Origin of the sequence: Sphingomonas sp. J315 (assembly GCF_024666595.1) — a bacterium.
In the GTDB taxonomy this organism is placed as follows: Bacteria; Pseudomonadota; Alphaproteobacteria; order Sphingomonadales; family Sphingomonadaceae; genus Sphingomonas.
In genome coordinates this window covers 538,785-561,509 of sequence record NZ_CP088296.1, presented here as the reverse complement: position 1 = coordinate 561,509, position 22,725 = coordinate 538,785, and the positions used below count along the sequence as shown (strand labels likewise).

24 protein-coding genes and 2 pseudogenes are annotated in these 22,725 nt (G+C 65.1%); 11 read left to right on the top strand and 15 right to left on the bottom strand.

Annotated elements, in window-relative coordinates:
- Positions 1 to 117 precede the first annotated feature (117 nt).
- From LRS08_RS03030 to LRS08_RS03005, 5 genes and pseudogenes are all read left to right on the top strand, one after another.
- The gene (locus LRS08_RS03030; RefSeq protein WP_260481318.1) at positions 118 to 861 is read left to right on the top strand and encodes a hypothetical protein; all 744 of its coding nucleotides are present in this window, start codon (positions 118 to 120) and stop codon (positions 859 to 861) included.
- Positions 862 to 931: 70 nt separating this feature from the next.
- Positions 932 to 1,060 carry a hypothetical protein gene (locus tag LRS08_RS03025; protein ID WP_260481317.1) on the top strand — a complete coding sequence of 43 codons (129 nt, stop codon included), beginning with the start codon at positions 932 to 934 and terminating at the stop codon, positions 1,058 to 1,060.
- A gap of 50 nt (positions 1,061 to 1,110) precedes the next feature.
- Positions 1,111 to 2,618, top strand: a pseudogene (locus tag LRS08_RS20180) (RNB domain-containing ribonuclease); the annotation flags it as partial.
- A 91-nt stretch (positions 2,619 to 2,709) separates the two neighbouring features.
- Positions 2,710 to 3,366, top strand: coding sequence for an RNB domain-containing ribonuclease (locus LRS08_RS03010; protein ID WP_260481315.1), 657 nt, complete (start codon positions 2,710 to 2,712; stop codon positions 3,364 to 3,366).
- Positions 3,366 to 3,698: a hypothetical protein gene (locus tag LRS08_RS03005; protein ID WP_257844964.1), complete on the top strand. Its 333-nt coding sequence runs from the start codon at positions 3,366 to 3,368 to the stop codon at positions 3,696 to 3,698. Before LRS08_RS03010 ends, LRS08_RS03005 begins: the two co-directional genes overlap by 1 nt.
- A gap of 2 nt (positions 3,699 to 3,700) precedes the next feature.
- Here the strand turns inward: LRS08_RS03005 and LRS08_RS03000 are convergent, their stop codons facing one another.
- Entirely contained in the window at positions 3,701 to 4,867 is a 1,167-nt protein-coding gene (locus LRS08_RS03000; RefSeq protein ID WP_257844965.1) for a saccharopine dehydrogenase family protein, read from the bottom strand.
- 41 nt (positions 4,868 to 4,908) lie between these two features.
- Positions 4,909 to 5,160 carry a hypothetical protein gene (locus LRS08_RS02995; RefSeq protein ID WP_257844966.1) on the bottom strand — a complete coding sequence of 84 codons (252 nt, stop codon included), beginning with the start codon at positions 5,158 to 5,160 and terminating at the stop codon, positions 4,909 to 4,911.
- Positions 5,161 to 5,180: 20 nt separating this feature from the next.
- Between LRS08_RS02995 and LRS08_RS02990 the strand changes: the two genes are divergently transcribed.
- On the top strand, positions 5,181 to 5,498 hold the full coding sequence (locus LRS08_RS02990; protein WP_257844967.1) for a hypothetical protein: 318 nt from the start codon (positions 5,181 to 5,183) through the stop codon (positions 5,496 to 5,498).
- Here the strand turns inward: LRS08_RS02990 and LRS08_RS02985 are convergent.
- Positions 5,495 to 7,282, bottom strand: coding sequence for an ABC transporter transmembrane domain-containing protein (locus LRS08_RS02985; protein WP_260481314.1), 1,788 nt, complete (start codon positions 7,280 to 7,282; stop codon positions 5,495 to 5,497). The two genes, LRS08_RS02990 and LRS08_RS02985, sit on opposite strands and share 4 nt — an antisense overlap.
- A gap of 150 nt (positions 7,283 to 7,432) precedes the next feature.
- Between LRS08_RS02985 and LRS08_RS02980 the strand changes: the two genes are divergently transcribed.
- Entirely contained in the window at positions 7,433 to 8,662 is a 1,230-nt protein-coding gene (locus LRS08_RS02980; protein ID WP_260481637.1) for a polyhydroxyalkanoate depolymerase, read from the top strand.
- A 32-nt stretch (positions 8,663 to 8,694) separates the two neighbouring features.
- Here LRS08_RS02980 and LRS08_RS02975 read toward each other — a convergent pair whose 3' ends face one another.
- Together LRS08_RS02975 and LRS08_RS02970 are read right to left on the bottom strand one after the other, a co-directional pair.
- The gene (locus tag LRS08_RS02975) at positions 8,695 to 9,063 is read right to left on the bottom strand and encodes a YkvA family protein (protein ID WP_257844968.1); all 369 of its coding nucleotides are present in this window, start codon (positions 9,061 to 9,063) and stop codon (positions 8,695 to 8,697) included.
- A gap of 31 nt (positions 9,064 to 9,094) precedes the next feature.
- Complete coding sequence (locus LRS08_RS02970; RefSeq protein ID WP_257844969.1) at positions 9,095 to 9,688, bottom strand: TetR/AcrR family transcriptional regulator; 594 nt, start codon at positions 9,686 to 9,688, stop codon at positions 9,095 to 9,097.
- 124 nt (positions 9,689 to 9,812) lie between these two features.
- Between LRS08_RS02970 and LRS08_RS02965 the strand changes: the two genes are divergently transcribed.
- Positions 9,813 to 10,259, top strand: coding sequence for a hypothetical protein (locus LRS08_RS02965; protein ID WP_257844970.1), 447 nt, complete (start codon positions 9,813 to 9,815; stop codon positions 10,257 to 10,259).
- A 68-nt stretch (positions 10,260 to 10,327) separates the two neighbouring features.
- On the opposite strand, the gene LRS08_RS02960 is transcribed toward LRS08_RS02965, so the two are convergent.
- The 4 genes from LRS08_RS02960 to LRS08_RS02945 form a co-directional block, all read right to left on the bottom strand.
- Positions 10,328 to 11,503: an acetyl-CoA C-acyltransferase gene (locus LRS08_RS02960; protein WP_257844971.1), complete on the bottom strand. Its 1,176-nt coding sequence runs from the start codon at positions 11,501 to 11,503 to the stop codon at positions 10,328 to 10,330.
- Between the two features lie 26 nt (positions 11,504 to 11,529).
- Positions 11,530 to 11,949 carry a MaoC family dehydratase gene (locus LRS08_RS02955; protein ID WP_374581299.1) on the bottom strand — a complete coding sequence of 140 codons (420 nt, stop codon included), beginning with the start codon at positions 11,947 to 11,949 and terminating at the stop codon, positions 11,530 to 11,532.
- A 212-nt stretch (positions 11,950 to 12,161) separates the two neighbouring features.
- Positions 12,162 to 13,355 (bottom strand): mechanosensitive ion channel family protein, encoded by a 1,194-nt coding sequence (locus tag LRS08_RS02950; RefSeq protein ID WP_257844973.1) that lies wholly within the window; start codon positions 13,353 to 13,355, stop codon positions 12,162 to 12,164.
- Positions 13,356 to 13,364: 9 nt separating this feature from the next.
- Positions 13,365 to 14,372 carry a DNA topoisomerase IB gene (locus LRS08_RS02945; RefSeq protein WP_257844974.1) on the bottom strand — a complete coding sequence of 336 codons (1,008 nt, stop codon included), beginning with the start codon at positions 14,370 to 14,372 and terminating at the stop codon, positions 13,365 to 13,367.
- 105 nt (positions 14,373 to 14,477) lie between these two features.
- Between LRS08_RS02945 and LRS08_RS02940 the strand changes: the two genes are divergently transcribed.
- Complete coding sequence (locus LRS08_RS02940; protein ID WP_257844975.1) at positions 14,478 to 15,029, top strand: type 1 glutamine amidotransferase domain-containing protein; 552 nt, start codon at positions 14,478 to 14,480, stop codon at positions 15,027 to 15,029.
- Between the two features lie 86 nt (positions 15,030 to 15,115).
- Entirely contained in the window at positions 15,116 to 16,048 is a 933-nt protein-coding gene (locus LRS08_RS02935; RefSeq protein WP_260481313.1) for a right-handed parallel beta-helix repeat-containing protein, read from the top strand.
- Between the two features lie 91 nt (positions 16,049 to 16,139).
- Here LRS08_RS02935 and LRS08_RS02930 read toward each other — a convergent pair whose 3' ends face one another.
- The 6 genes and pseudogenes from LRS08_RS02930 to LRS08_RS02905 form a co-directional block, all read right to left on the bottom strand.
- The gene (locus LRS08_RS02930; protein WP_260481312.1) at positions 16,140 to 16,493 is read right to left on the bottom strand and encodes a hypothetical protein; all 354 of its coding nucleotides are present in this window, start codon (positions 16,491 to 16,493) and stop codon (positions 16,140 to 16,142) included.
- Positions 16,490 to 16,858, bottom strand: coding sequence for a hypothetical protein (locus LRS08_RS02925; RefSeq protein WP_260481311.1), 369 nt, complete (start codon positions 16,856 to 16,858; stop codon positions 16,490 to 16,492). Before LRS08_RS02925 ends, LRS08_RS02930 begins: the two co-directional genes overlap by 4 nt.
- Positions 16,855 to 19,524: pseudogene (gene acnA / locus LRS08_RS02920) on the bottom strand (aconitate hydratase AcnA). Before acnA ends, LRS08_RS02925 begins: the two are co-directional and overlap by 4 nt.
- A 625-nt stretch (positions 19,525 to 20,149) precedes the next feature.
- A protein-coding gene (locus LRS08_RS02915) for an IS5 family transposase (RefSeq protein ID WP_374580061.1) occupies positions 20,150 to 20,928 on the bottom strand; the annotation gives its coding sequence in 2 pieces (ribosomal slippage) (positions 20,150 to 20,571 and positions 20,571 to 20,928; 780 coding nt in all).
- Entirely contained in the window at positions 20,879 to 21,169 is a 291-nt protein-coding gene (locus LRS08_RS02910; RefSeq protein ID WP_260481310.1) for a hypothetical protein, read from the bottom strand. Before LRS08_RS02910 ends, LRS08_RS02915 begins: the two co-directional genes overlap by 50 nt.
- Positions 21,150 to 21,746 (bottom strand): DUF5677 domain-containing protein, encoded by a 597-nt coding sequence (locus LRS08_RS02905; protein WP_260481309.1) that lies wholly within the window; start codon positions 21,744 to 21,746, stop codon positions 21,150 to 21,152. The genes LRS08_RS02910 and LRS08_RS02905 overlap by 20 nt, the downstream gene beginning before the upstream one ends.
- A 124-nt stretch (positions 21,747 to 21,870) precedes the next feature.
- On the opposite strand from LRS08_RS02905, the gene LRS08_RS02900 reads away from it, so the two are divergent.
- Positions 21,871 to 22,632, top strand: coding sequence for a LysR family transcriptional regulator (locus tag LRS08_RS02900; protein WP_257844979.1), 762 nt, complete (start codon positions 21,871 to 21,873; stop codon positions 22,630 to 22,632).
- Positions 22,633 to 22,725 lie beyond the last annotated feature (93 nt).

Below are 22,725 nucleotides of genomic sequence, written 5' to 3'. Positions count from 1 at the left end.
TGCCAGTCTCTTGCGATGCGACTGCTTGCCCTCGCCCTGTTACTCGCGCCGATCCCGGTCTCTGCGGCGCAGACAAGGCCGCCCACCGCCGCCGCGCTCAAGGCGGAAGAGAGCGCCTTGCGCAAACAGATCGCGGCGATCACGCCAGAAGAGGTCGATATGGACCTCGATGCCAATCGCTTCGGCCTTTGGATGCAACTGGCCGAAAACCTCGCGAGGCAGGGCAAGATCGAGGCCGCGATTCGCGTTGCCTATGATGGCGCATACGAGATTCCGACGCGCAGTGCGGATTTCCGGGGTACCTCGCGATACGCGATCCAGGAAGCAGCGCTGTTCGAGGAGCGGGTGCGGGGCCGACCGACCGAACAAAGCACGGCAGCGCTGTGGCAGGCCGGTGCCAGCAGACAGCTAGGCATTAGCCCGGTCGATGCTCAAGGCAGAATCCCCGCCTTTTCGGGATACAACCTTGCCACGATCGAACGGTTTCGCGCCATTGGGCGCCATGCGGAGGCCCATGCGCTCGCGTCGGCGGTAATGGTCGAGCACACCGAGTTCAGATTTCGTTCGGCACGGGGATCGAGTCAGCGCGACGATCTGAAGGGCTTTGGTGTGGCGCGCGTGTCGTTGCTGCGGTTCATCCGGCATTCCTGGGATTTTTTCGCAGAAGCTGCGCCCGCAGGACGCGCGCGCGCTCATCGCGGCCGAGGCGCTGCTCGATGGCGGCGATGCGCCGGCTGCCGAAGCGGCCTTTCGCACCTTCCTGAAGGAGCGGCCCGCTTTTCTGGTGCTCACGGCGGTACAATCGCGGGCACGGCGCGGACTGGCGCGCGCGATGGTTGCTCAGGGGCCGGCGAGGTATGATGCGGCAAAGACGGAACTGCGATCCTTGCTCGGCACGCTGATGTGGCAATCGTCGCGCGATGATCCGCGCATGTTGGCCGTTGCCGCCGAGTATCGTGCGCTGCTGATCGCGGGGGCCGGTGGCGATGCGCGCGCTGCAACATATTTCGATCGTGCGCTGGCCGATTTCCGTCTCACCGGGCGGATGCGACCCTTCTAGCAGGGCTGTGCGCTGGCGCGCTGGTGCTGCGCGCACTATATTCGGCGCCAATGGCATATCAGAACAAAGCAAAGACCAAGCCCGCTCCGGGCCTGCCGACACGGCAACAGATTATCGATTTCATCACATCGTCGGACCAGCCCGCAGGCAAGCGCGAGATTGCGCGCGCGTTCGGCCTGTCGGCGCAGGAGAAAATCGCGCTCAAGGCGCTGCTCAAGGACATGAGCGACGAGGGGCTGATCGACGTCGCCCCCGGCCGCGCTTTCCACAAGATGGGCGGCGTGCCCAAGGTGGCCGTGCTGCGCATCGTCGAAGCGGACGGCGATACCGTCTGGGCGGTGCCGGAGCGCTGGGAAGCCGAGGGCATTCCGGTGCCGCGGCTGCGCGTGCGCGAAAAGCGTGGGCCGGGTGGCGCGCTGGGCGTCGGTGACCGCATCCTCGCGCGGACCGAGGAGGCCGGGAAGGGCCTGATCGCGCATCCGATGAAGAAGCTCGCCAAGGGCGATGCGGCGGTGCTGGGTGTCGTCCATGAAGAGGGCGGCCGGCTCTATCTGCAGGGCTTGGACAAGAAGGAGCGTACCAGCCCCGTCATCTCCGACCGCAATGGCGCGGAGCCGGGTGACCTGGTGATGGCGGAGGTTACGGGCAAGGGGCCGCGCCTGTTCGCTAAGGTCAGCGAGATTCTCGGCGATCCCTTCGCGCCGCGCAGCTTTTCGCTGATCGCCATCCACAAGCATGAAATCCCGCACATCTTCTCGGAGGAATTGCTCGCCGAAGCCGAACGGGTGGCGAAGCAGCCCTTGGGGGAGGGGCGCGAGGATCTGAGTCATCTGCCGATCGTCGCGATAGACCCGGCCGATGCGCGCGACCATGACGATGCGGTGTGGGCGACGCCCGACGACGACCCTGCGAACAAGGGCGGGTGGAAGGCGATCGTCGCGATTGCCGATGTCAGCTTCTATGTCCGCCCCGGCTCGCTGCTCGACCGCGAGGCACGCAAGCGGGGAACAGCGTCTATTTCCCCGACCGCGTCGTGCCGATGCTGCCCGAGGTGCTGTCGGCGGATGTGTGTTCGCTGAAGGAGGGCGTCGAGCGCGCGGCGCTGGCGTGCCACATGCGGATTTCGGCCGATGGCGAGATCAAGGACTGGCGGTTCAGCCGCGCGGTGGTCAAGCTGGCTGCGAACATCGCGTATGAGGATGCGCAGGCGGCGATCGACGGTGCGGAGGAGCACCCGCTGACCGAAACCGCGCTGCGCCCCCTATGGGACTGCTGGGCCGCGCTCAACAAGGCGCGGGCGAAGCGTGAGCCGCTCGACCTCGACCTGCCCGAACGGCGCATCGTGCTCGACGAAAAGGGTCGTATCCTCTCGGTCGCGCCGCGCGAGCGACTGGACGCGCACAAGCTGATCGAGGATTACATGATCGCCGCCAATGTCGCGGCGGCCAAGGCGCTGGAGAAGAAGAAGGCGCCGGTGATGTACCGCATCCACGAGCCGCCGAGCCGCGAGAAGCTGGTCGCGCTCAAGGAGTATCTGAAGACGCTCGATGTGGAGTTCGCACTGGGGCAGGTGATCCGGCCCAAGACGTTCAACCATGTCATCGCGCGGACCAAGGAGGCGGATTATCACGCCGAGGTGATGACCCAAGGTGCTGCGGACGCAGACCCAGGCCTATTACGGCCCGCAAAATGCCGGGCATTTCGGGCTGGCGCTGGGCAGCTATGCGCACTTCACCTCACCGATCCGGCGCTATGCCGATCTGGTCGTCCACCGCGCGCTGACCGAAGCGTTCAAGCTGGGGCCGGGCGGCGAGCTGCCCGCCGACAAGGACATGGAGAAGACCGGCGAGCTGATCAGCAAGCTCGAGCGCCGCGCGATGGAGGCCGAGCGCGACACGATCGATCGCTATGTTGCCGCCTATCTGGCGAGCCATGTCGGCGAGGTGCTGGATGCGCGGATCACCGGGGTGCAGTCATTTGGGTTCTTTGCGACCGTCGATGGGATCGGCGGCGACGGGCTGGTTCCCGCGCGCGATCTGGGGCGCGAATATTTCCGCTATGACGAGGCGGGGCAACGACTGGTGGGCGAGGATACCGGCGCGGAGTTCGCGCTGGGCCAGCGGCTGCAGCTGAAGCTGGTCGAGGCGAACCCGGTGTCGGGGGCGCTGCGCTTCGAGCTACCCGACGGCAAGGGTAGCGGGTCCGGCCCGCGTCCTGACGGCGAGCGCCGCAAGTCCGGTCCGCCACGCCCGCTCAAGCGGCGTGGGCGGCCTGCGAACATCAAGCATCAGGGGCGGAAACGCTGATGGCGGTCGTTGAATCGGTCCCGATCACCAAATTCGCGCGCGCGCGGCGGAAGATCGTCGATCATTTTTGCGCGCAGCATGCGGTGACGCCGCTCGACACGATCATTTACACGCCGCCCGCCGAGTTGAAGCCGGTGTTCGACAAGCTGATCGCACAGCGCGTGATCCGCCGTGAAGGGCAGGGCTATTATTGGCTCGATCTGCGCGTGCTCGATGCGGTGATCCTGCACCACCGGCGCAAATATGTGCCGGTGGCGATCGTGGTGGCCGTGCTGCTCGCGATCGTCGCGATGGCCTTCTACACGGATATCCCGATCGGCGCGATTGGCTAGCCTCAGCGAACCCTGAACGTCAGCCCCGCATTGGCCTCCAGCCGCGCCTTCAACGGCTCGGCCATCAGCGCACCGGGGGTCCAGACGCCGCCGTCGCCATCGACGTCGCGGATCAGGCAGAGCGCTGCCTCCGCGATCATCTTCGATGTCGATCCATAGCCCGGGTCACGGTCGCCGGTGACGGTGCAGGTCAGGCGCTCGCCGGTCGGCATTTCAGCGATGAAGTCGATTTCGTAGAAGCCGGCCTCGCGCTCTTCCTTCGACGGTCCCTCGCCGGGGGCAGGCCCCTTGTCGGCGTTCATCGGGTTCATCTTCGAGATCGCCTCCGCCGCCGCCTTGCCGAGTTCGCCCAGCCCCGGCGCGACCATCATCTCGTCATAGCGGAAGTCGCGGCCATAGGGGTGGTGGGCGAGGAAATTGGTGCGGTGGACATTCTTGGTGTTGATCACCGCCATCACGAACGGCGCGACCCAGCCGCCGACCGCGTCGTCATATTCGGGCATCACCCCCTTGGGCTGGTCCGGCCCGGTAAAGCCGGGGGTGAGCGCGAAGGGGTCGAGCAGGATCTTGAAGATCGCGGGGTTCTTTGCCGCCGCCGCGGCGGTTGCCTTGCCGCTGGCGAAGGTGCCGCCGGAGAAGGTGCCCTGCATCTTGCGTACGCGGCCCTTTACGCGCGGGGCGGGCTGGCCCCATTTGGCGATCGCGGCCTGCTCGACGGTCCACACGCCAAGGTCGAAGGGGATCGAATCGAAGCCGCACGACAGGACGATCCGCGCGCCGCTTGCCTTCGCCGCATCGTGGTGGCGAGCGATGACGTCGTGCATCCAGTTGGGCTCGCCGCACAGGTCGACATAGCCGGTGGCGGTCTCGACGCAGGCGGCGACGAGGTCGTTGCCGTAAAGCTGATAGGGGCCGACGGTGGTCAGCACGACCTTGGTCCGGGCAGTCAGGGCGCGCAGCGCGGCGGGATCGTCGGCATTGGCGGTGAGCAAGGGCGTGTCAGCGGGCGCGCCGATCTCGTCGCGCACCGCTTCGAGCTTGGTCAGCGAGCGCCCGGCCATCGCCCAGTTGAGCGATCCGTCGCTGTAATGCTGTGCCAGATACTCGGCGACGAGGCGGCCGGTGAAGCCGGTGGCGCCATAGACGATCAGGTCGAACTCGCGGGTCATCATCCTCTCCGGTCTTTTGGCGACCGTACCGCGCTTTCAAATTATTGGGAAGCCGCGCTCCTGCCGCGCCGCACCTGAGCGTGGCCCTCGGCGAGCAAGAGCAGCACGTCGAGATCAAGACCCGCGCAGACGAACACGGTCAGCGCGATGCAGATCGTTGCGCCGACGCACGCGACGATGCGGTCGAGCGGACGGCACCGGCGATGACCGGGCGGAACAGGTGGAACGGCATGGCGCCCTTTGGCGGAGGCGATGGCGACGCGACCAGAGGCCTTGAAACTGCGGACGTGCACGCCGACTATCCGGCACGGCCATGCTCAACGTCCATTCCCTCTCCGCCAATGGCGCGTCCGACCTGTCACAATTCCGGGTCCAGCGTCACTTTGCCGACCACCGCGCGATCTCTCCCGGCACGGCGATCGAATATGCTCCATCGAGTCCCGCCGAGCGCCAGGCGTTCGACCGTCTGCGCGACATGGGGGTGATCCGCGAGGCGCACCCGGCGCATTACTGGTTCGACCTCGACCGGATCGGGCAGGATCGCAGCCGCGAACGCAACCCGAAGCTTCGGGTCGCGATCGTGCTGGGTGCAGTGCTTGCCTTCGCTGCCTGGTATCTCTCGCGCTATTAGGCGCTTTCGCTGAACTGAAGGCTGGCAAGGCGGGCATAGAGGCCGCCCTTTGCGACCAGTTCGCCGTGTGTGCCGGTCTCGACGATGCGCCCTTCGTCCATCACGATGATCCGCTGCGCCGCGCGGACGGTGGCGAGTCGGTGGGCGATGACGAGCGTCGTGCGCCCCTGCATCAGATGCTCGAGCGCATCCTGCACCAGCCGCTCGCTTTCGGCGTCGAGCGCGCTGGTCGCCTCGTCGAGCAGCAGGATGGGCGCGTCGCGCAGCAATGCGCGGGCGATGGCGATGCGCTGGCGCTGGCCGCCCGACAGGCGCGCGCCGTCTTCACCGAGGAAGGTGTCGAGCCCCTGGGGCAGCTCGCGCAGAAAGTCTGCGGCGTTCGCGGCCTCGGCGGCCTGCCAGATCTGCTCTTCCGTAGCGTCCCAGCGGCCATAACGGAGATTGTCGCGAGCGCTGGCGGCGAAGATCACCGTTTCCTGCGGCACCATCGCCATGCGCGCGCGGACCTGTGCCGGGTCGGCCTTTGGCAGCGGCACGCCATCGACGCGGACTTCGCCCGCTTCCGGGTCGTAGAAGCGCTGGACGAGCTGGAAGAGCGTCGATTTGCCCGCGCCTGACGGGCCGACGACAGCGACGGTCTCACCGGGAGCGACCGACAAAGTGAAGTCGTTCAGCGCCGAAACCTCGGGGCGGGTGGGGTAGCGGAAGGTGACATGATCGAAGTCAATCGCACCCTGTGCCGGTTCGGGGAGCGCGACCGGGTTGGCGGGGGCGGCGATCTCCGGCTCTTCGGCGAGCAGCTCGGCGAGCCGCGCGGCGGCACCCGATGCGCGGAGCAGGTCGCCATAGACCTCGGTCAACGCACCGAACGCACCGGTGACGAGGCCGGCGGTGATGACGAAGGCGGTGATCGACCCGCCCGAGATGCGGCCCTGCGCCACGCCATAGACCGCGTCCCACATGATGAGGGTAATCGCGGTGAACAGCGCGAAGATCACCAGCGCCGTCATCAGCGCACGCGTTGCAAACCGCTTGCGCGCGGTCGAAAAGCCGCGATCGACTGCGTCCTGGAAGCGCGCGCTCTCGCGATTCTCCTGCCCGAACGCCTGGACTATGCGCATCGCGCCCAGCGTTTCCGAGGCGATCGACCCGATATCGGCGACGCGGTCCTGGCTGGTCCGCGAAAAGCGGCGGACGCGCCCGCCCAGCCACATGATCGGCAGCACGATGACCGGGATACCGACCAGCAGATAGGCCGCGATCTTCGGCGCGAGGACGAAGAGGTACAGCGTCCCGCCGATCGCGATCAGCAGGTTGCGGAGCGCCACCGAGACCGTCGTGCCGACGATCTGTTCGACCACGGCGGTGTCTGCGGTCAGGCGGCTGGCGATTTCCGACGGGCGGTTTTCCTCGAACCAGCGCGGGGGCAGGCGCAGCAGATTGCGGTGCACCGCCGCGCGCATGTCCGCCACCGTGCGTTCGCCCAGCCAGGACACGAAGTAGAAGCGCATCGCGGTGGCGAAGGCGAGGACGATAACGACCAGCAACAACCCCTGGAAATAGCCGCCGATCTGGCTGGGGTCAGAATCGGGGCCGAAGCCCTTGTCCACCACCTCCTTGAAGGTGCGCGGAATCCACAGGGTCGCGCCTGCGGCGAGGAGGAGCGCGACGATCGCCAGCGACAGCTGGAGCGGATAGCGGCGGGTATAGCCCCAGACGATCGTCAGGCTGGACAGCTTGCGCTGCGGCTGTGCGGCGGCGGGGGGCGGTGTCGTTTCGGACATGGCCGCCGCCTAGCCCGAAGCGCAGGACAAGGAAACAGGCTTCGCGGATCGAAAATCCGGTACGTCGCGTTTGCACTGCAGCATGAGCCCGCTATAAACCCAATGAGACCGTTGTCATTGCCCCGTGCGGGGCGGGGATGTTGATTGCCGATGTTGTATAACGCCTATGAACTTCAGCGCTCGATGCTGGCCGGCGCGAGCGCGCTGGCGAATTTCAGCGCGGGCCTGCTCAACAATCCGGCCAATCCCTTTGCCTATTTCGGCGGCGGCCCGATCCTCGCCTCCGCGCTCGAAGTGTTCGCCCATGCCTCTGCACCGCGCGGCAAGCCGGAATTCGGGCTGGATTACACCGAGATCGACGGCAAGCAGATCGCGGTGCGTGAGGAGATCGTGCTCCGCAAACCGTTCGGCCAGCTCAAGCGCTTCGTGCGCGAGGGCGTCGAGGGCGGCCCCAAGCTGCTGATCGTCGCGCCGATGAGCGGGCATTTCGCGACGCTGCTGCGCGGCACGGTGCAGCGGATGCTGCCGGTTGCCGATGTCTACATCACCGACTGGCGCGACGCGCGACAGGTGCCGTTGAGCGACGGGCGCTTCGACCTCGATGATTATGTCGATTATCTGGTCGAATTCCTCGCGACGATCGGCGCTGAGGGCGATGCGCGCCCGCATGTACTCGCCGTGTGTCAGCCCTCCGTCCCGGCCTATGCCGCCGTGGCGCTGATGAATGCCGACAAGCACCCCAACACGCCGCGTACGCTGACCATGATGGGCGGGCCGATCGACACGCGCGAGGCGCCGACTGCGGTCAACACGCTGGCGACCGAGCGGCCGCATAGCTGGTTCAAGCAGAATGTGATCGCGACGGTCCCCGGCACCTATCCGGGCGCGGGGCGGACCGTCTATCCGGGCTTCCTTCAGCTCGCCGGCTTCATGACGATGAACCTGGGCAACCACATGATTTCCCACTGGGAAATGTTCAAGCATCTGGTCAAGGGCGATGGCGAGAGCGCCGATCCGACCATGCGCTTCTACGACGAGTATCGCGCGGTGTGCGATATGACGTCGGAATTCTACCTCCAGACGATCGACGTGGTGTTCCAGTCGCACGCGCTGCCCAAGGGCGAGATGATGCATCGCGGTCGCCGGGTCGATCCGGGCGCGATCACCGACACCGCGCTGCTGGCGATCGAGGGTGAGAAGGATGATATTTCAGGGCTGGGCCAGACCAGGGCGGCGCTGACCATTGCGACCAAGCTGCCTGCGAAGATGAAGAAATACCACATGGCCGAGGATGTCGGCCATTATGGGATCTTCAACGGCAGCAAGTGGCGCACCCGCATCGCGCCGGTGCTGGAAGAATGGATGGCGAAGCATAGCTGAGCGGGGCGACGGTTCGCCCGCAGCTTCAGCGCTCAGTCATAGCCGAGCATCAGGAACTCATAGACCACCAAGGCGATCAGCGCCCAGATCGCGATCACGATGGCGATGCCCCATTTGCTGACCGGGCGCTCCGCTGCTGCGGCGGCGGTCGCGCGATGTTCGGCGAGCAGCGCGGCGGGGACCAGCTTCCCGAACAGCCACACCCCTGCCGGGATCAGCAGCGCGTCGTCGACCAGCCCCAACACCGGGATGAAGTCAGGGATCAAGTCAATCGGCGAGAGTGCGTAGGCGGCGACGAGCAGCCCGACCAGCTTCGCGAACAAGGGCGTGCGGGGATCGCGGACGGCGAGCCAGACGGCGTGCGCCTCGATCCGGATGCGGTGCGTGAAGCTCATTCCCATGCGCGCGGCTTTGCCCGACGGCGGGGCGGCGTCAAGCGTCGGGACGCAGCGCGCGGGTGACGAGGTCGACCAGCATGTCGGCATAATGGGTCGGCGGCTCGGGGGTCAGGCCCGTGAGCCAGGAACGGGCGAGCCACTGGCTGGGGCCGAAGACGAGCGCGGCGACGAGTTGCGGGTCGATCGGGCGGAGCCGTCCGGCCATCACGTGCGGCGCGCCCCATGCGATGAAGCGCGTCGTAAACTCGGCGTTGAGCGCCTGAACCGGCTCGGCATGCGCGCGGGTCCAGGTCGAACTGGCGCATTCGATCATGAAATTGTGCCGCTCGGGATGTTCCTGCTGATAGGCGAGCGTGGCGCGGACCGCCGCACCCAGCGCGTCGACGGGGTCGCCGTCATGCGCCTCGACCGCCGCGATGGCATGCTCCCAATAGGCGCGGCGTTCGTCGAGATAGACATGGAGCGCAACGCCGTTCTTCGAGCCGAAATGGTGGAAAATGCTGCCGTTCGAGACGCCCGATGCGTCGCGGATATCCTGGATCGACACCGCCTCCAGCCCGCGTTCGGCGAACAGGCGGGCGGCCGCCTCTAGCACACGGGTTCGGGTTTCACCTGCCTTGGTCGCCATACGCATCTACTCGAAACAGTTCAGACTGGATTAATGCTCTAGAGTACAAGTCTAGCGCAACGCTCCAATCGGCATAGCCGCAGCGCGAGGGCAGGGCAATCACACAGCGACGGGAGACGGGACGATGCGACTGATTATTGTGGGCGCGATGATGGCGATCGCGGTGCCGGCGGCGGGCGGGCAGTTTTTGAAGTTCGACGGGGTGAAGGGTGAATCGCGGGACGACGTCCGCTGCATCGACATCGTTGCCGGCGCAGGTGCCGGGGCCGGCAGCGGTGCGATGAAGCAAGCAAAGCTGACCCCGCGCAAAGCAGGTGGCGGCGGCAATGGCGAGGCGATCCAGGGCGGCCTCGACCGTGACATCATCCGCCGAATTCCGAAGGGCCCTCCGCCCAAACCGCAGGAAGCGCGCGGCGGCGTGCAAGTTGCGGTGGGTGACGTCACCGGCGACGGACGCGCGGACGGCAAGGCCCACAAGATGGACTCGATCACGCTGAAACAGGGCGCGGCGGCTGGCCGACCGAAATATGGCGACATCACGTTGAAGCGCGGCGCTGCGGCGGGTTGCTGAGGCACTCCCAAATATGAAAAGCCGGTGGATCGCTCCACCGGCTCTTCAATATTCTGCGCGGGTAAGGCTCAAAGAACCTCGAACAGCCCCGCTGCGCCCATGCCGCCGCCGACGCACATCGTCACGACGACGTACTTGGCACCGCGACGCTTGCCTTCGATCAGCGCGTGGCCGGTGCAGCGCGCGCCGGTCATGCCATAGGGGTGGCCGATCGAGATCGAGCCGCCATTGACGTTGAGCAGTTCGTCCGGGATGCCGAGCTTGTCGCGGCAGTACAGCACCTGCACCGCGAACGCCTCATTCAGCTCCCACAGGCCGATATCGTCCATCTTCAGGTTGAAGCGGTCGAGCAGCGCCGGGATCGCATAGACCGGGCCGATGCCCATCTCGTCGGGCTTGGTGCCCGCGACCGCCATGCCGACATAGCGGCCGAGCGGGGTGAGGCCGCGCTTCTCGGCGACCTTTTCCTCCATCAGCACGCTGGCCGACGAACCGTCCGACAGCTGCGAGGCATTGCCCGCGGTGACGGTGCCATTGGGGACGACCGGCTGGAGCGACTGAAGCCCCTCCAGCGTGGTGTCGGGGCGGTTGCCCTCGTCCTTGGTCAGCGTCACTTCCTTCTGGGTGACTTCCTTCGTTTCCTTGTTGACGATGTTCATCGTCGCGGTGACGGGGATGATCTCGTCGTCGAACTTGCCGGCGGCCTGGGCAGCGGCGGTGCGCTGCTGCGACTGGAAGCCATAGGCGTCCTGCGCGTCGCGACCGATGTTGTAGCGCGCGGCGACCACTTCGGCGGTCTGCAGCATCGGCATGTACACGTCATTGTGCATCGCCAGCAGCTCGGGATCCGGGGCGACGCGCATCTGCGGCGTCTGAACCAGGCTGATGCTCTCGACACCGCCGCCGATGGTGATGTCCATGTTATCGACCACGATCTGCTTGGCGGCGGTCGCGATCGCCATCAGGCCGCTGGCGCACTGGCGGTCGACCGACATGCCCGATACGCTGGTGGGAAGGCCGGCACGCAGCAGCGCCTGACGCGCGATGTTGCCGGCCTGATGCCCCTGCTGGAGCGCCGCGCCGAGGATCACGTCCTGCACTTCGGCCCCGTCGATCCCGGCGCGGGCGACCGCGGCCTCGATCGACCTGGCGGCGAGCGTCTGGGAGGGGAGGGCGTTGAACGCGCCGCGATAGGCGCGGCCGATCGGGGTACGGGCGGTGGAAACGATGACGGCAGAACGCATGCGGACGGTCCCTTCGATTTTATTGTCTATACAAAAAGCTGGCTGATCCATTCGGCGATCAGGGCGGGCTTGTCCTGCCCCTCGATCTCGATGGTGAATTCGACGGTTTGTTGCCATTGGCCAGGGCGCTTCTCGACCAGCTCAAGCGTCTTGAAACGCCCGCGCACGCGGCTGCCAGAGCGTACCGGGGTCAGGAAACGGACTTTGTTGCCGCCATAGTTGACGCCCATTTTCAGCCCCTCGATCCGGGGCTGGGGCGTTTTCTGGCTGAGCAACGGCATCAGTGAGAGGGTGAGGAAGCCGTGCGCGATGGTGCCGCCGAACGGAGTCATCGCGGCCTTGGCCGGATCGACATGGATGAACTGATGATCGCCGGTCGCGTCGGCGAACTTGTCGATCATCTCCTGCGATACCGTGACCCAGTCGGACACACGTTCCTCGCCCATGCCCGCGGCGAGTTGCTGGATCGTGACGCTTTCCACTGTGTCGGTGTCGGACATTCTGGTCCCCGCGATGGCCTGCTCAGGGGCATCTAGGCCAACCCCCAGCCATCGGCAAGAGGTGGCCTACTGCAATCGCGAAAATCGACCATGCCGTAAGGTAAGCTAAGGGCGCGACTGCAAACCCTATATTCGAAAATGTAGGATGTCAGAGCGAATCAGCGTTCTCCGGCGCCCTTGTCCACGCGCATCACGGGCTGCACCTCGGGATAGGGCAAAATCAGCTTCCCGCTGGGATCGGCGGTGTAGGTCGTCTGGGTGGGGTAGGGGATCGAGATGCCCTCTGCGGCGAAACGGCGCAGGATGGCGATGATGACCTTGTCGCGCACTTTGTGCGCGGTCGGCCAGTCGTCTCCGGGAATATCGAACCACAGGAAGAAATCGACCGAACTCGCGCCCAGCCCCTCGAAGCTGGCGCGCGCTATCGTGCCGCCAGCTTCTTCGACGATGCCGGTCAGCATGTCGGGCAGCGCCTCAAGCTGTTCGGGCGGGGTTTCATAGGCGACGCCGATGGACAGCTTGACCCGAACGTGATCGCGGTTCGAGATGTTCTGGATCTCCTTGTCGAGCAACTGCTTGTTCGAGATGACACGGACTTCGCCGTCGAACGAACGCACGCGGGTAGACTTCAGACCGATCTCTTCCACCACGCCGACCGTCTGATCGTACATGACCTTGTCGCCGCGCCGAAACGGCTTGTCGAAGATGATCGCGAGCGCGGCGAACAGGTCGGCGAAGATGCCCTGTGCAGCCAGGCCGATCGCGATGCCGCCGACGCCGAGACCCGCGACGAGACCAGTGACGTTGACGCCGAGATTGTCGAGCACCACCACCAGCGCGATCGCGAACAGCGCCACGGTGACAAGCAGGCGGATCAGGCCGAGCGCGGACAGCAGCGCCTCGCCATGATAATTTTCGGCTTCGGTCTTCTTCTCGATCGCGCCGAGGATGATCTCGCGCGCCCAAATGGCGGCCTGAAACACCGCCGAAACGGTGAACAGGAAATCGATGGTCTGGCCGAGCATCTCGGGCGGGGCGGCGTAGCTGGAGACGAGCCGGGCGGCGATCATGGTGATGAAGAAATTGCCGGTGCGCGACACCGCACGGCCGATGATCGTGCCCCAACCCGCCGGTCCTTCGGAGCGCTCGCACAGCTTCATCCCCCACCGGCGCAGGACATGGAGCAACAGCACGATGCCAATGGCGATGCCGGTGGCGATCAGGATCTGGAGCCAGTGCGATTGCAGCCAGGCCGTGGCATCGACGAAGAATGCCTGGGTCTGCGCCTGCATGGCGTCGACCGTGTTGGTGGCCGCATTCTCGGCAGCGGCGGTGGTGTTGGAAACAGTCATTGAGATCCTTCAGGCAGCCTTTGCCGTGATTCCTCCGCGTTCGAGAAACGCGATGAGGCCACGTTCGGCGCGGGACAGGTAGCGCGTGCTGCGCGGCAGGGCGAGGCCCTCACGAAACGCAGTCTGCGCATCGCGATCCTTGGCGAGTTCGATCAGATCGGGGTGGACATAGGATTTGCGCGCGATGCTGGGCGTATTGCCGAGTGCGGCGGTCACCGGCTCCAGCAGCGCCTTGAGCCCGACGTGACTTTCGGCGGTCGCCAGCGTCTCATAGGCGATCACACTCGCCCCCCAGGTGCGGAAATGCTTGGCAGTGAAATCCTCGCCCATCGCGTCGCGGATATAGGCGTTGACGTCGCTGGACGTCACCGGATGCGCCTCGCCCGCGTCGTCGAGCCAGCCGAACAGATGCTGGCCGGGAAGGTCCTGGCATTTCTTGACGAAGCCGATCAGGCTGTTGTCGGTTATCCGAAGCACGCGGATCCGCCCGGATTTGGCGCGATATTGCAGCCGCAATGTGCGCCCCTCCAGCTTTGCATGGCGGCGACGCAGCGTAGTGGCGCCGAAGCTCTTGTTCGCCTTGGCATAGCCCTCATTCCCGACGCGGACATGGCCGAGGTCGAGCAGGCGGACAACCGCCGCAACGGCGCGCTCGCGGGTCAGTGCACGCGTGCGCAGGTCAGCCTTGATCGTTGCGCGCAGTCGCGCAAGGCGATGGCCGAAGCTGGCGCAGCGGTCATACTTCGCAGCCTCCTGCGCCGCGCGGAAATCGGGGTGATAGCGATATTGCTTGCGCCCGCGCGCATCGATCCCGGTCGCCTGAAGATGACCGTTGGGATGCGGACAGTACCAGGCGTCGGTATAGGCCGGGGGCAGGGCAACCGCGTTGAGCCGGTCGATCTCGTCGCGATCGGTGATGCGGCTCCCGGCGGCGTCCCAATAGCCCCAGCCGCCGCGCACCTTGCGGCGTGTGATGCCGGGCGCTCCGTCGTCGCAATAACGCAGCTTGCCGCTCATTTTGCCCTCATCATGCGCGATCAATGCGCGTCCCGTCGCATCGTTCCGGAACTGCGCTGATGCTGACCGGTTGAGTGGGCAACCCCAACCAACTGGAGACACAAGATGGCCGAGCTATCCCATGCGCGCGTGCTGATGATCGCGACCGACGGGTTCGAGGAATCCGAGCTGATGAAGCCGCGCCAGGCGCTGATCGATGCGGGGGCGCAGGTGACCCTCGCGTCGCTCAAGACCGATCCGATCCAGGGCGAGACCGGCGGAGAGAAGGGGCAGAGCATCACCCCCGACATGCTGGTGAGCGACGTCGACAGCGCCGACTATGACGCGCTGGTGCTGCCCGGCGGGGTCGGCAATCCCGACAAGCTGCGAATGGACGAGACGACGGTCGATCTGGTCCAGGAATTCTTCGACGACGGCAAGACCGTCGCCGCGATCTGTCACGCGCCGTGGCTATTGATCGAGGCCGATATCGTCGATGGCAAGCGCGCAACGAGCTGGCCCAGCCTGCGCACCGATCTGGAAAATGCCGGGGCGACGGTGGTGGACGAGGAGGCCGTCGTCGACGGCAACCTGATCACCAGCCGCAATCCGGATGACATCCCCGCATTTGTCGATGCGATTAAGGCGGCGCTGGTCAAGGAAGCAGCGGACGCCTGACCAGGGCTAAGCCCCTCCCGCGCCCGGGAGGGGCTTTTTAACATTCCGCGCGCATATCCTTCGGCAAACCGCCGGAGCCCATCCCCATGCGCCTGTTCGCACTTGCCGCCGCCCTGCTCACCACGACCGGACCTGCACTGCCACAGGGGCAGGGCACGCCCTTCACGGTCGAGGAGACCGGGCAGTCCTTCGCCACCCTGCAGGAAGCGGTCAGCGCCATCGGCGAGCGCCGCGGCACGATCCGGATCGCGCCCGGTCGTTATGGAGAATGTGCGGTCCAGGAGGCGGGCGACATCGCCTATGTCTCGCTGGTTCCCGGAAAGGCGGTGTTCGACCGGGCGATCTGTGAGGGCAAGGCGACGCTGGTCTTGCGCGGGCGGGGCGCCAAGGTCGACGGCATCGTGTTCATGCGGACTTTGGTCGAGGACGGCAACGGCGCGGGCATCCGGCTGGAGACGGGCAACCTGCACGTAACCAACGCGATGTTTATCGACGGCCAGTGCGGGATACTGACCGCGAGCGATCCGCGTGGGTCGATCACCGTCGAGCGATCGACCTTCGCGGGGCTGGGCAAGGATCCGACCGGCAATGGCGCGCACGCCATCTATGTCGGCGCTTATGGCAGCCTGAAAGTCGTGGAGTCGCGGTTCGAACGCGGCACTGGCGGCCATTATGTGAAGGTCCGCGCGCCGCGCGTCGAAATCCTCAACTCCAGCTTTGACGACAGCCTCGGCCGCAACACCAACTATGCGATCGACCTGTCCAACGGCGCGTCGGGCCGGATCGCGGGCAATGCGTTCGAACAGGGGCCGACCAAGGACAATTACGGCACGATCATCGCTGTCGCGCCCGAAGGGGTTAAGCACAGCTCGGCGGGCCTGGTGATCGAGGGCAACAAGGCGTGGCTGTCGCCGGGGTTCAAGGAATCGACGACGTTCGTCGGCAACTGGTCGCGCGATGCGGTGACGGTGCGCGACAATGACCTGGCCGAGCGGATCGCGGTGATTGCGCGACGGTGATCGTTCCAGTGCTTCTGCGAAGGCAGGAGCCCAGGGTTTCAACCTCTATCGCTTGTGGCTCTGGGCTCCTGCTTTCGCAGAAGCGCAAGGGTCAGCTCCGGCACACCATCCTGAACGCCGGGTCCTTCGCCGGGTTGGGAATTTTCTGACGCGGGCGCTTGGCGACGGGGAACACGCGCTCGCGCACGACCTTGCCGCGTGCGAGCAGCCGCTGGCCGCGCAGTTCGGTGATCCCGGCGGCACAATCCATCGCGACCGTGCCGATGATCGTCCCCTCCATGCCCAGTGCGGTGGTGCGGGTGCGGAACACGCGCCACTTGCCTTCGCGCTTGATGCCCGCGGTGTCGATCGACAGCGAGGCGTTGGCGGCACCCGGGACCGGCTTCCACGTTTGCGCACTGGCGGGCAGCGCGAACAGGCTGATGATCAGGGCGGCGCGGATCATTGCAGCGGCTTTCCGTCGCAGACGAAGTCGATCAGCTTGCGCATCGTCGGATGGCCGGGATCTGCGGGCTTCCGGTCGGCGGGGGCGATCTCGTTGGCTTTTCCGGACTTTGCGTCGGTCAGGCGGATCATCACCGCCTCCCGCTTCGTGCAGGACACCGACAGGTCGATATAGATGTCGCTGGTCGCGTTGGTTTCTGCGGTGTCGAGCAGGCGGATAGTCTTCTCCCCGTCCGCATCCTTGACGCTGGTCGGGTCGATATAGACCGGCCCCTGGCCCTCCGCCTGGAACTTGACCCATGGCGCTCCCGGTTCACGGTCGGGCAGGAGCCCGGCCGCAAGCAGCGGGAGCGCCAGGGCGATCATGCTGCGAGCTTCCGCAGCACGTACTGGAGGATGCCGCCATTGAGGAAATATTCCAGCTCGTTGACGGTATCGATGCGGCAACGGGTCAGGAACGTTTCGGTGCTGCCATCGGCGCGGGTCAGCTTGACCTCGACTTCCTGACGCGGGCGCAGGCCCGAGACGCCGGTGATGGTGAAGGTCTCGTCGCCCTTCAGGCCCAGCGTTTCGCGGGTCACGCCCTCGGCGAACTGGAGCGGAAGGACGCCCATGCCGACCAGGTTCGAGCGGTGGATGCGCTCGAAGCTCTCGACGATCACCGCCCGCACGCCGAGCAGGTTGGTGCCCTTCGCCGCCCAGTCGCGCGACGATCCGGTGCCATATTCCTTGCCGCCGATGACGACGAGGGGGTGCCGTCGGCCTTGTGGCGCATGGCGGCGTCGTAGATCGGCATGACTTCGCCGTGATAGTGGGTCATGCCGCCTTCGACGCCGTCAAGCATCTGATTTTTAATGCGGATATTAGCGAAGGTGCCGCGCATCATGACTTCGTGATGGCCGCGGCGGGCGCCGTAGCTGTTGAAGTCGGCCTTGCTAACCTGATGATCTTGCAGCCATTTTCCGGCCGGGCTGTCGGCCTTGATTGAGCCGGCGGGGGAGATGTGGTCGGTGGTGATCGAATCGCCGAAAATCGCCAGCGGCTTGGCCTCGATGATGTCGGTCACCGGCTTCGGGTCCATCGTAAGCCCCTCAAAATACGGGGGATTTGCGACGTAGGTCGATCCGGCGCGCCAGCTGTAGGTGGCAGAGCCAGTGACGTCGATCGCCTGCCAGCGGGCGTCGCCGGTAAAGACCGTCGAATAACGCGATACGAACATGTCGCGGGTTAGTGCGCCATCCATCACCGCGCGCACTTCATCGTTCGAAGGCCAGATGTCTTTCAAATAGACGGGACCGTCGGTGCCTTCGCCGATCGGGGTGGCGATGAAGTCCTGAATCACCGTTCCCTTGAGCGCATAGGCGACGACCAGCGGGGGCGAGGCGAGGAAATTGGCCCGCACGTCGGGCGACACGCGGCCTTCGAAGTTGCGGTTGCCCGACAGGACCGACGCGGCGACGATGTCGTTGTTGTTGATCGCGGCGCTGATCGGCTCGGCCAGCGGGCCCGAATTGCCGATGCAGGTGGTGCAGCCATAGCCGACGAGGTTGAAGCCGACCTGATTGAGGTAGGTCTGAAGCCCCGCCTTCTCCAGATAGTCGGTCACGACCTGCGACCCCGGGGCGAGCGAGGTCTTGACCCACGGCTTGGGCTTAAGACCCTTTTCGACCGCCTTCTTGGCGACGAGGCCCGCGGCGACCAGCACGCTGGGGTTGGAGGTGTTGGTGCAGCTGGTGATCGCGGCGATCACGACGTCGCCGTCGCCGATGTCGTGGTCCTTGCCCTCGACCGGCACGCGGCAATGCTCGTCCTTGTTATAGACCTTGCTCAGATCGTTGTTGAACACGTCGTCCACCGAGCCGAGCAGCACCTTGTCCTGCGGGCGCTTGGGGCCGGCGAGCGAGGGTTGGACGCTGCCGAGGTCGAGTTCGAGCACGTCGGTGAACACCGGCTCAAGATCCGGGTCGATCCAGAAGCCCTGTGCCTTGGCATAGGCTTCGACCAGCGCGACATTCTCGTCGCTGCGGCCGGTGAGGCGCATGTAATCGAGCGTCTTGTCGTCGATGCCGAAGAAGCCGCAGGTCGCGCCGTACTCGGGCGCCATGTTGGCGAGCGTCGCACGGTCGGCGAGGCTGAGCGAACCCAGACCCGGGCCGAAATATTCGACGAAGCGGCCGACCACGCCCTTGGCGCGCAGCATCTGGGTGCAGGTCAGCACCAGATCGGTCGCGGTTATGCCCTCACCCAGCTCACCGGTGAACTTGAAGCCGATGACTTCGGGGATCAGCATCGACACCGGCTGGCCGAGCATCGCGGCCTCCGCCTCGATCCCGCCGACGCCCCAGCCGAGCACGCCCAGGCCGTTGATCATCGTGGTGTGGCTGTCGGTGCCGACGCAAGTGTCGGGATAGGCGACCAGATCGCCATCGGGGGTGGTCGACGACCACACCGCCTGCGCGATATTTTCAAGGTTCACCTGATGGCAGATGCCGGTGCCGGGGGGGGACGACCTTGAAGTTGTCGAGGCTCTTGCTGCCCCATTTCAGGAAGTCGTAGCGCTCCATGTTGCGCTGATATTCCAGCTCGACGTTATCCTCGAACGCCTGGGGCGTGCCGAATTCGTCGACCATGACCGAGTGGTCGATGACGAGGTGGACGGGCACCTGCGGATTGATCTTCGACGCGTCCGCGCCGAGCGCGTTCATCGCGTCGCGCATCGCGGCGAGATCGACGACGCAGGGAACGCCGGTGAAATCCTGCATCAGCACGCGCGCGGGGCGATACTGGATCTCACGCTCCGGCGCGCGCGGGTTGTTCTGCCAGTCGACGATTGCCTGGGCATCCTCCGTGCTGACGGTCACGCCGTCTTCGAAGCGGAGCATGTTTTCCAGCAGCACCTTCATGCTGAACGGCAGGCGGCTGACGTCGCCCAGCTTCTCGGCCGCCTTGGCAAAGCTGTAATAGGAATAGCTCTTGCCGCCGACGGTGAGCGTGTCGCGCGTTCCGAGGCTGTCCTGGCCGATGGCTGTCATGTGTGCGGGTCCCTTTCCCTGTCCAGTTGACGCCGGGCGTCACGGGGAGGCGGCAAGATGCCGCACGAGCGCGCCGGTGTGCGAATGCGAAGATTCGCGTGGCCGATAGCAGGGAGGGGGCGTGGGGGGAAGGGGAGGGGGTGTGGGGAGGGGGAGGGATTTTGTTGGGGGGTATAAGGGAAGCTGAGGGATCGCGGGAGGGACGGTGCCGGTGATCGGCCGGCTGGCGGTCGATCGCGCCTATGCCGGGCGCGGGATCGGGAGTTGCAGAGCGAAAGTGACTATCTAAACCATCTCGTGAAGAATGTTGTTCGCTGTCGCCTCTTCATCTCACGATCCCATGTCTCTCCGTCCAAGCGGAGAAAAGTTTCACCTATACTGTCCGACAGACGTAGCATGATCTGTGCCACTACCAGCCGATCGAGGTTTGGTTGCAGCGTGATGACTGGGGTAGTTGCCAAATTGAGAGAGATTGCGGTCATGTGAGCTGGATCCGTCATTCCCGAATTGCTCTCACCGACAGCTAAGACTGGTCGATCTGCTTCCGATGTCGCAAGGGTGCTGTTGGGCCTGCGATATGATCCGTGGGTGTTTATCGCAGACCATTTGTATCTAGGGTCGGGACTCATAACCACCATGTGACGGCTGCGGCGAGGTAGATGGCGCTGAGGAAGTTGGTGGCGAGCTTGTCGTAGCGGGTGGCGATGCGGCGATAATCCTTGAGGCGGCAGAACATGCGCTCGACGGCGTTGCGGCCCTTGTAGAGCGTCTTGGAGAAGCAGCTTTTCCAGCGGCGGTTCGTCTTGGAGGGGATGTTCGGAACGGCACCCTGCCGCTCGATCAGGTCGCGGATCGCATTGCTGTCGTAAGCCTTGTCCGCGAGCACGATGGTGCGCGGCGCGAGATCATCGAGCAACACATCGGCTGCGCGGCAGTCGGCGACCTGGCCACCGGTCAGCAGGAAGCGGAGCGGCCGACCTTCGCCGTCGGTGAGCGCGTGGAGCTTGCTGTTGCGGCCGCCCCGGCTGATCCCGATCGCCTGGACGAGCGCCCCCCTTTTCCACCGCCCGCGGAGCGGTGCGCCTTCATATGCGTGCTGTCGATCAGGACCTCGGCGGGCGGCCCGCCTGCTGCCGCGAGCGTGACGAACAGCTCCTGCCACACACCCTTTGCCGCCCAGCGCACGAACCGGTTGTAGAGCGTCTTCCTCGGCCCGTAGCAGGCCGGCGCGTCGACCCAGCGCCCGCCCGACTTCACCACATGAATGATGCCGCTGATCACCCGCCGATCATCGACCCGCGCCACACCGCGCACCTTGTCCGGCAGCAGCGGACGCAGCCGCTCGAACTGGGCTTCACTCAACCAAAACTCGCTCAAATCCACGCTCCTGCTGGCGCAGCGCATGAATCACATCCCAGCCGCCAAGGGAATCCCGTTTATGGGTCCCGACCCTAGGTCGCCAATGATCCAGCCCCGTCGCAATTTCCAGATCGACAAAAATTGGCTTTTCTTTCCCTAAGCACTCAGCCGCCCAGCCATAATCGTGCCGCATGGCAGGGCCATATTCAGAAATGATCTGATCGTTGGCCTGTTTCAGTTCGACTAGTACCTCATCTTCAATAGGTTCAAGATTCTGCGCGCTCATGGTGCTCCATGTAGTTGAGTGCGCGCTTGTACGATGTAATGTGATCATGGAGGATGTACCTCTTGGCGACGGTTGGTCCCTGTTGAGAGAGGAAAACTGAAGTCACCCCAATTTCATGAAGAGTTCTCCATCTGGCTAGAGCTCCATCTGGAAAACCGCCAATCATCAGTGTCATAATTTCTCGGGAAACTTGAACGGCCCGTGCGTGGTTCGTAATAACGGCCTCAAATAGCGCGTCGTTGGCTTCAATCGCTGCCGGGCGCAGCGCCTCATTAATGGCTTGCCCGGTTTCTTGACTTATCACGATCAATTGTTCCAAGAGATCAAAACCCGCCCGCCATCTCCTGAAATTTCTTCGAACAAAACCTTTGCGTATCTTCCGATGCTCCCTCAGCATGGCTGAAGAGCGACGTGAAAGCTCAGCATAGAGCGTGTCGGTCATTTTGGGAAAAGTGCCGTCAATTACCTCATCAATCAGATCGTCAGTGACCACATCTTCGCCGTGAACTGCCATCGCATCGGCAATTAGCGCCTCAATAGCTCGCTGATAGTCGTTGAGATGCCATGCGTCGCTCATTTCGCTATCGTATCTAAAGGCGCCATCAAGCACCACACAGCAATGAATGTTCCCAAAATGTTCTTTCCTACAAGCCCCGTCGCGTATATCTGGTTCCCCCTCAACGTGACGGACGGGGTGGGGGATGATCAAGCAACCTTATATGCGCTGGACGCAGGATACCGAGACGGCGTTTCTGCTGGCGCTCAAGGCGACGGGGACGGTGCGGGCGGCGGCGGATGCGGTCGGGCGGTGTGTCGGGTCGGCCTATAAGCGGCGGCAGCGGCGGCCGGAGTTTCGCGAACGCTGGGACGCGATGGTGGCTGAGTGGCAGGCGCAGTGGATCGAGCAGCGCGGGACCAAGGTCGCGGAGACTGCGCCGCGCGAACGCTGGGACGGGTGGTCGGACGTGCGGCGGCGGGCGTTTCTGCGCGCGCTGGCCGAGACGGGCGGGATTGCCGAAGCTGCGGAACGGGTGGGGTTGTCGCGCAGTGCGGTGACGCGGCTGAAGGCGCGCTCACCCGAATTTGCGGCGGCGTGCGCGGCGGCGCTGGCGCGGGCGCTGCCGTGCCTGGAGCAGGTGGCGTGGGAGCGCGCGGTCGAGGGCTGGGACGAGCCGATCGTCCATGGCGGCAAGGTGACGGGGACTCGGCGGCGCTATTCGGAGACGCTGCTGCGCACGTTGCTGGTCCGCGAACAGGCGGCGCGGCAGGCGGAGCGGGTGGTGGCGGCGAAGGCGCGGACGGTGCCGGAATATGCGACGCGCGACGAGACCGACACGGCGTTGCTGAAGGCGCTGGACCGGATCGCGCAGCATCGGCGGCGCGAGGCGGTGGTGCGGGCGGATGCGTGGCAGGAATATGAGCGCGCGGTGCTGGCGGGGGAGCGGCCGGGGCTGGTGCCGTGAGGGGCAATCCTCCCCGGCACGGGGAGGTGGCGCCGTAGGCGACGGAGGGGGAGGACGGCTGTGCGCCTGCGCCTCTTGCTCATTGCTTCCTCC

What these genes read in the sequence shown, in the direction of transcription:
- LRS08_RS03025 (WP_260481317.1), top strand. Translation starts at nt 932, where the DNA reads ATGTTGGCCGTTGCCGCCGAGTATCGTGCGCTGCTGATCGCGGGGGCC.
- LRS08_RS03005 (WP_257844964.1), top strand. Translation starts at nt 3,366, where the DNA reads ATGGCGGTCGTTGAATCGGTCCCGATCACCAAATTCGCGCGCGCGCGG.
- LRS08_RS03000 (WP_257844965.1), bottom strand. Translation starts at nt 4,867, where the DNA reads ATGACCCGCGAGTTCGACCTGATCGTCTATGGCGCCACCGGCTTCACC.
- LRS08_RS02990 (WP_257844967.1), top strand. Translation starts at nt 5,181, where the DNA reads ATGCTCAACGTCCATTCCCTCTCCGCCAATGGCGCGTCCGACCTGTCA.
- LRS08_RS02985 (WP_260481314.1), bottom strand. Translation starts at nt 7,282, where the DNA reads ATGTCCGAAACGACACCGCCCCCCGCCGCCGCACAGCCGCAGCGCAAG.
- LRS08_RS02980 (WP_260481637.1), top strand. Translation starts at nt 7,433, where the DNA reads ATGTTGTATAACGCCTATGAACTTCAGCGCTCGATGCTGGCCGGCGCG.
- LRS08_RS02975 (WP_257844968.1), bottom strand. Translation starts at nt 9,063, where the DNA reads ATGGGAATGAGCTTCACGCACCGCATCCGGATCGAGGCGCACGCCGTC.
- LRS08_RS02970 (WP_257844969.1), bottom strand. Translation starts at nt 9,688, where the DNA reads ATGGCGACCAAGGCAGGTGAAACCCGAACCCGTGTGCTAGAGGCGGCC.
- LRS08_RS02965 (WP_257844970.1), top strand. Translation starts at nt 9,813, where the DNA reads ATGCGACTGATTATTGTGGGCGCGATGATGGCGATCGCGGTGCCGGCG.
- LRS08_RS02960 (WP_257844971.1), bottom strand. Translation starts at nt 11,503, where the DNA reads ATGCGTTCTGCCGTCATCGTTTCCACCGCCCGTACCCCGATCGGCCGC.
- LRS08_RS02955 (WP_374581299.1), bottom strand. Translation starts at nt 11,949, where the DNA reads ATGGGCGAGGAACGTGTGTCCGACTGGGTCACGGTATCGCAGGAGATG.
- LRS08_RS02950 (WP_257844973.1), bottom strand. Translation starts at nt 13,355, where the DNA reads ATGACTGTTTCCAACACCACCGCCGCTGCCGAGAATGCGGCCACCAAC.
- LRS08_RS02945 (WP_257844974.1), bottom strand. Translation starts at nt 14,372, where the DNA reads ATGAGCGGCAAGCTGCGTTATTGCGACGACGGAGCGCCCGGCATCACA.
- LRS08_RS02940 (WP_257844975.1), top strand. Translation starts at nt 14,478, where the DNA reads ATGGCCGAGCTATCCCATGCGCGCGTGCTGATGATCGCGACCGACGGG.
- LRS08_RS02935 (WP_260481313.1), top strand. Translation starts at nt 15,116, where the DNA reads ATGCGCCTGTTCGCACTTGCCGCCGCCCTGCTCACCACGACCGGACCT.
- LRS08_RS02930 (WP_260481312.1), bottom strand. Translation starts at nt 16,493, where the DNA reads ATGATCCGCGCCGCCCTGATCATCAGCCTGTTCGCGCTGCCCGCCAGT.
- LRS08_RS02925 (WP_260481311.1), bottom strand. Translation starts at nt 16,858, where the DNA reads ATGATCGCCCTGGCGCTCCCGCTGCTTGCGGCCGGGCTCCTGCCCGAC.
- LRS08_RS02910 (WP_260481310.1), bottom strand. Translation starts at nt 21,169, where the DNA reads ATGAGCGCGCAGAATCTTGAACCTATTGAAGATGAGGTACTAGTCGAA.
- LRS08_RS02905 (WP_260481309.1), bottom strand. Translation starts at nt 21,746, where the DNA reads ATGAGCGACGCATGGCATCTCAACGACTATCAGCGAGCTATTGAGGCG.
- LRS08_RS02900 (WP_257844979.1), top strand. Translation starts at nt 21,871, where the DNA reads ATGATCAAGCAACCTTATATGCGCTGGACGCAGGATACCGAGACGGCG.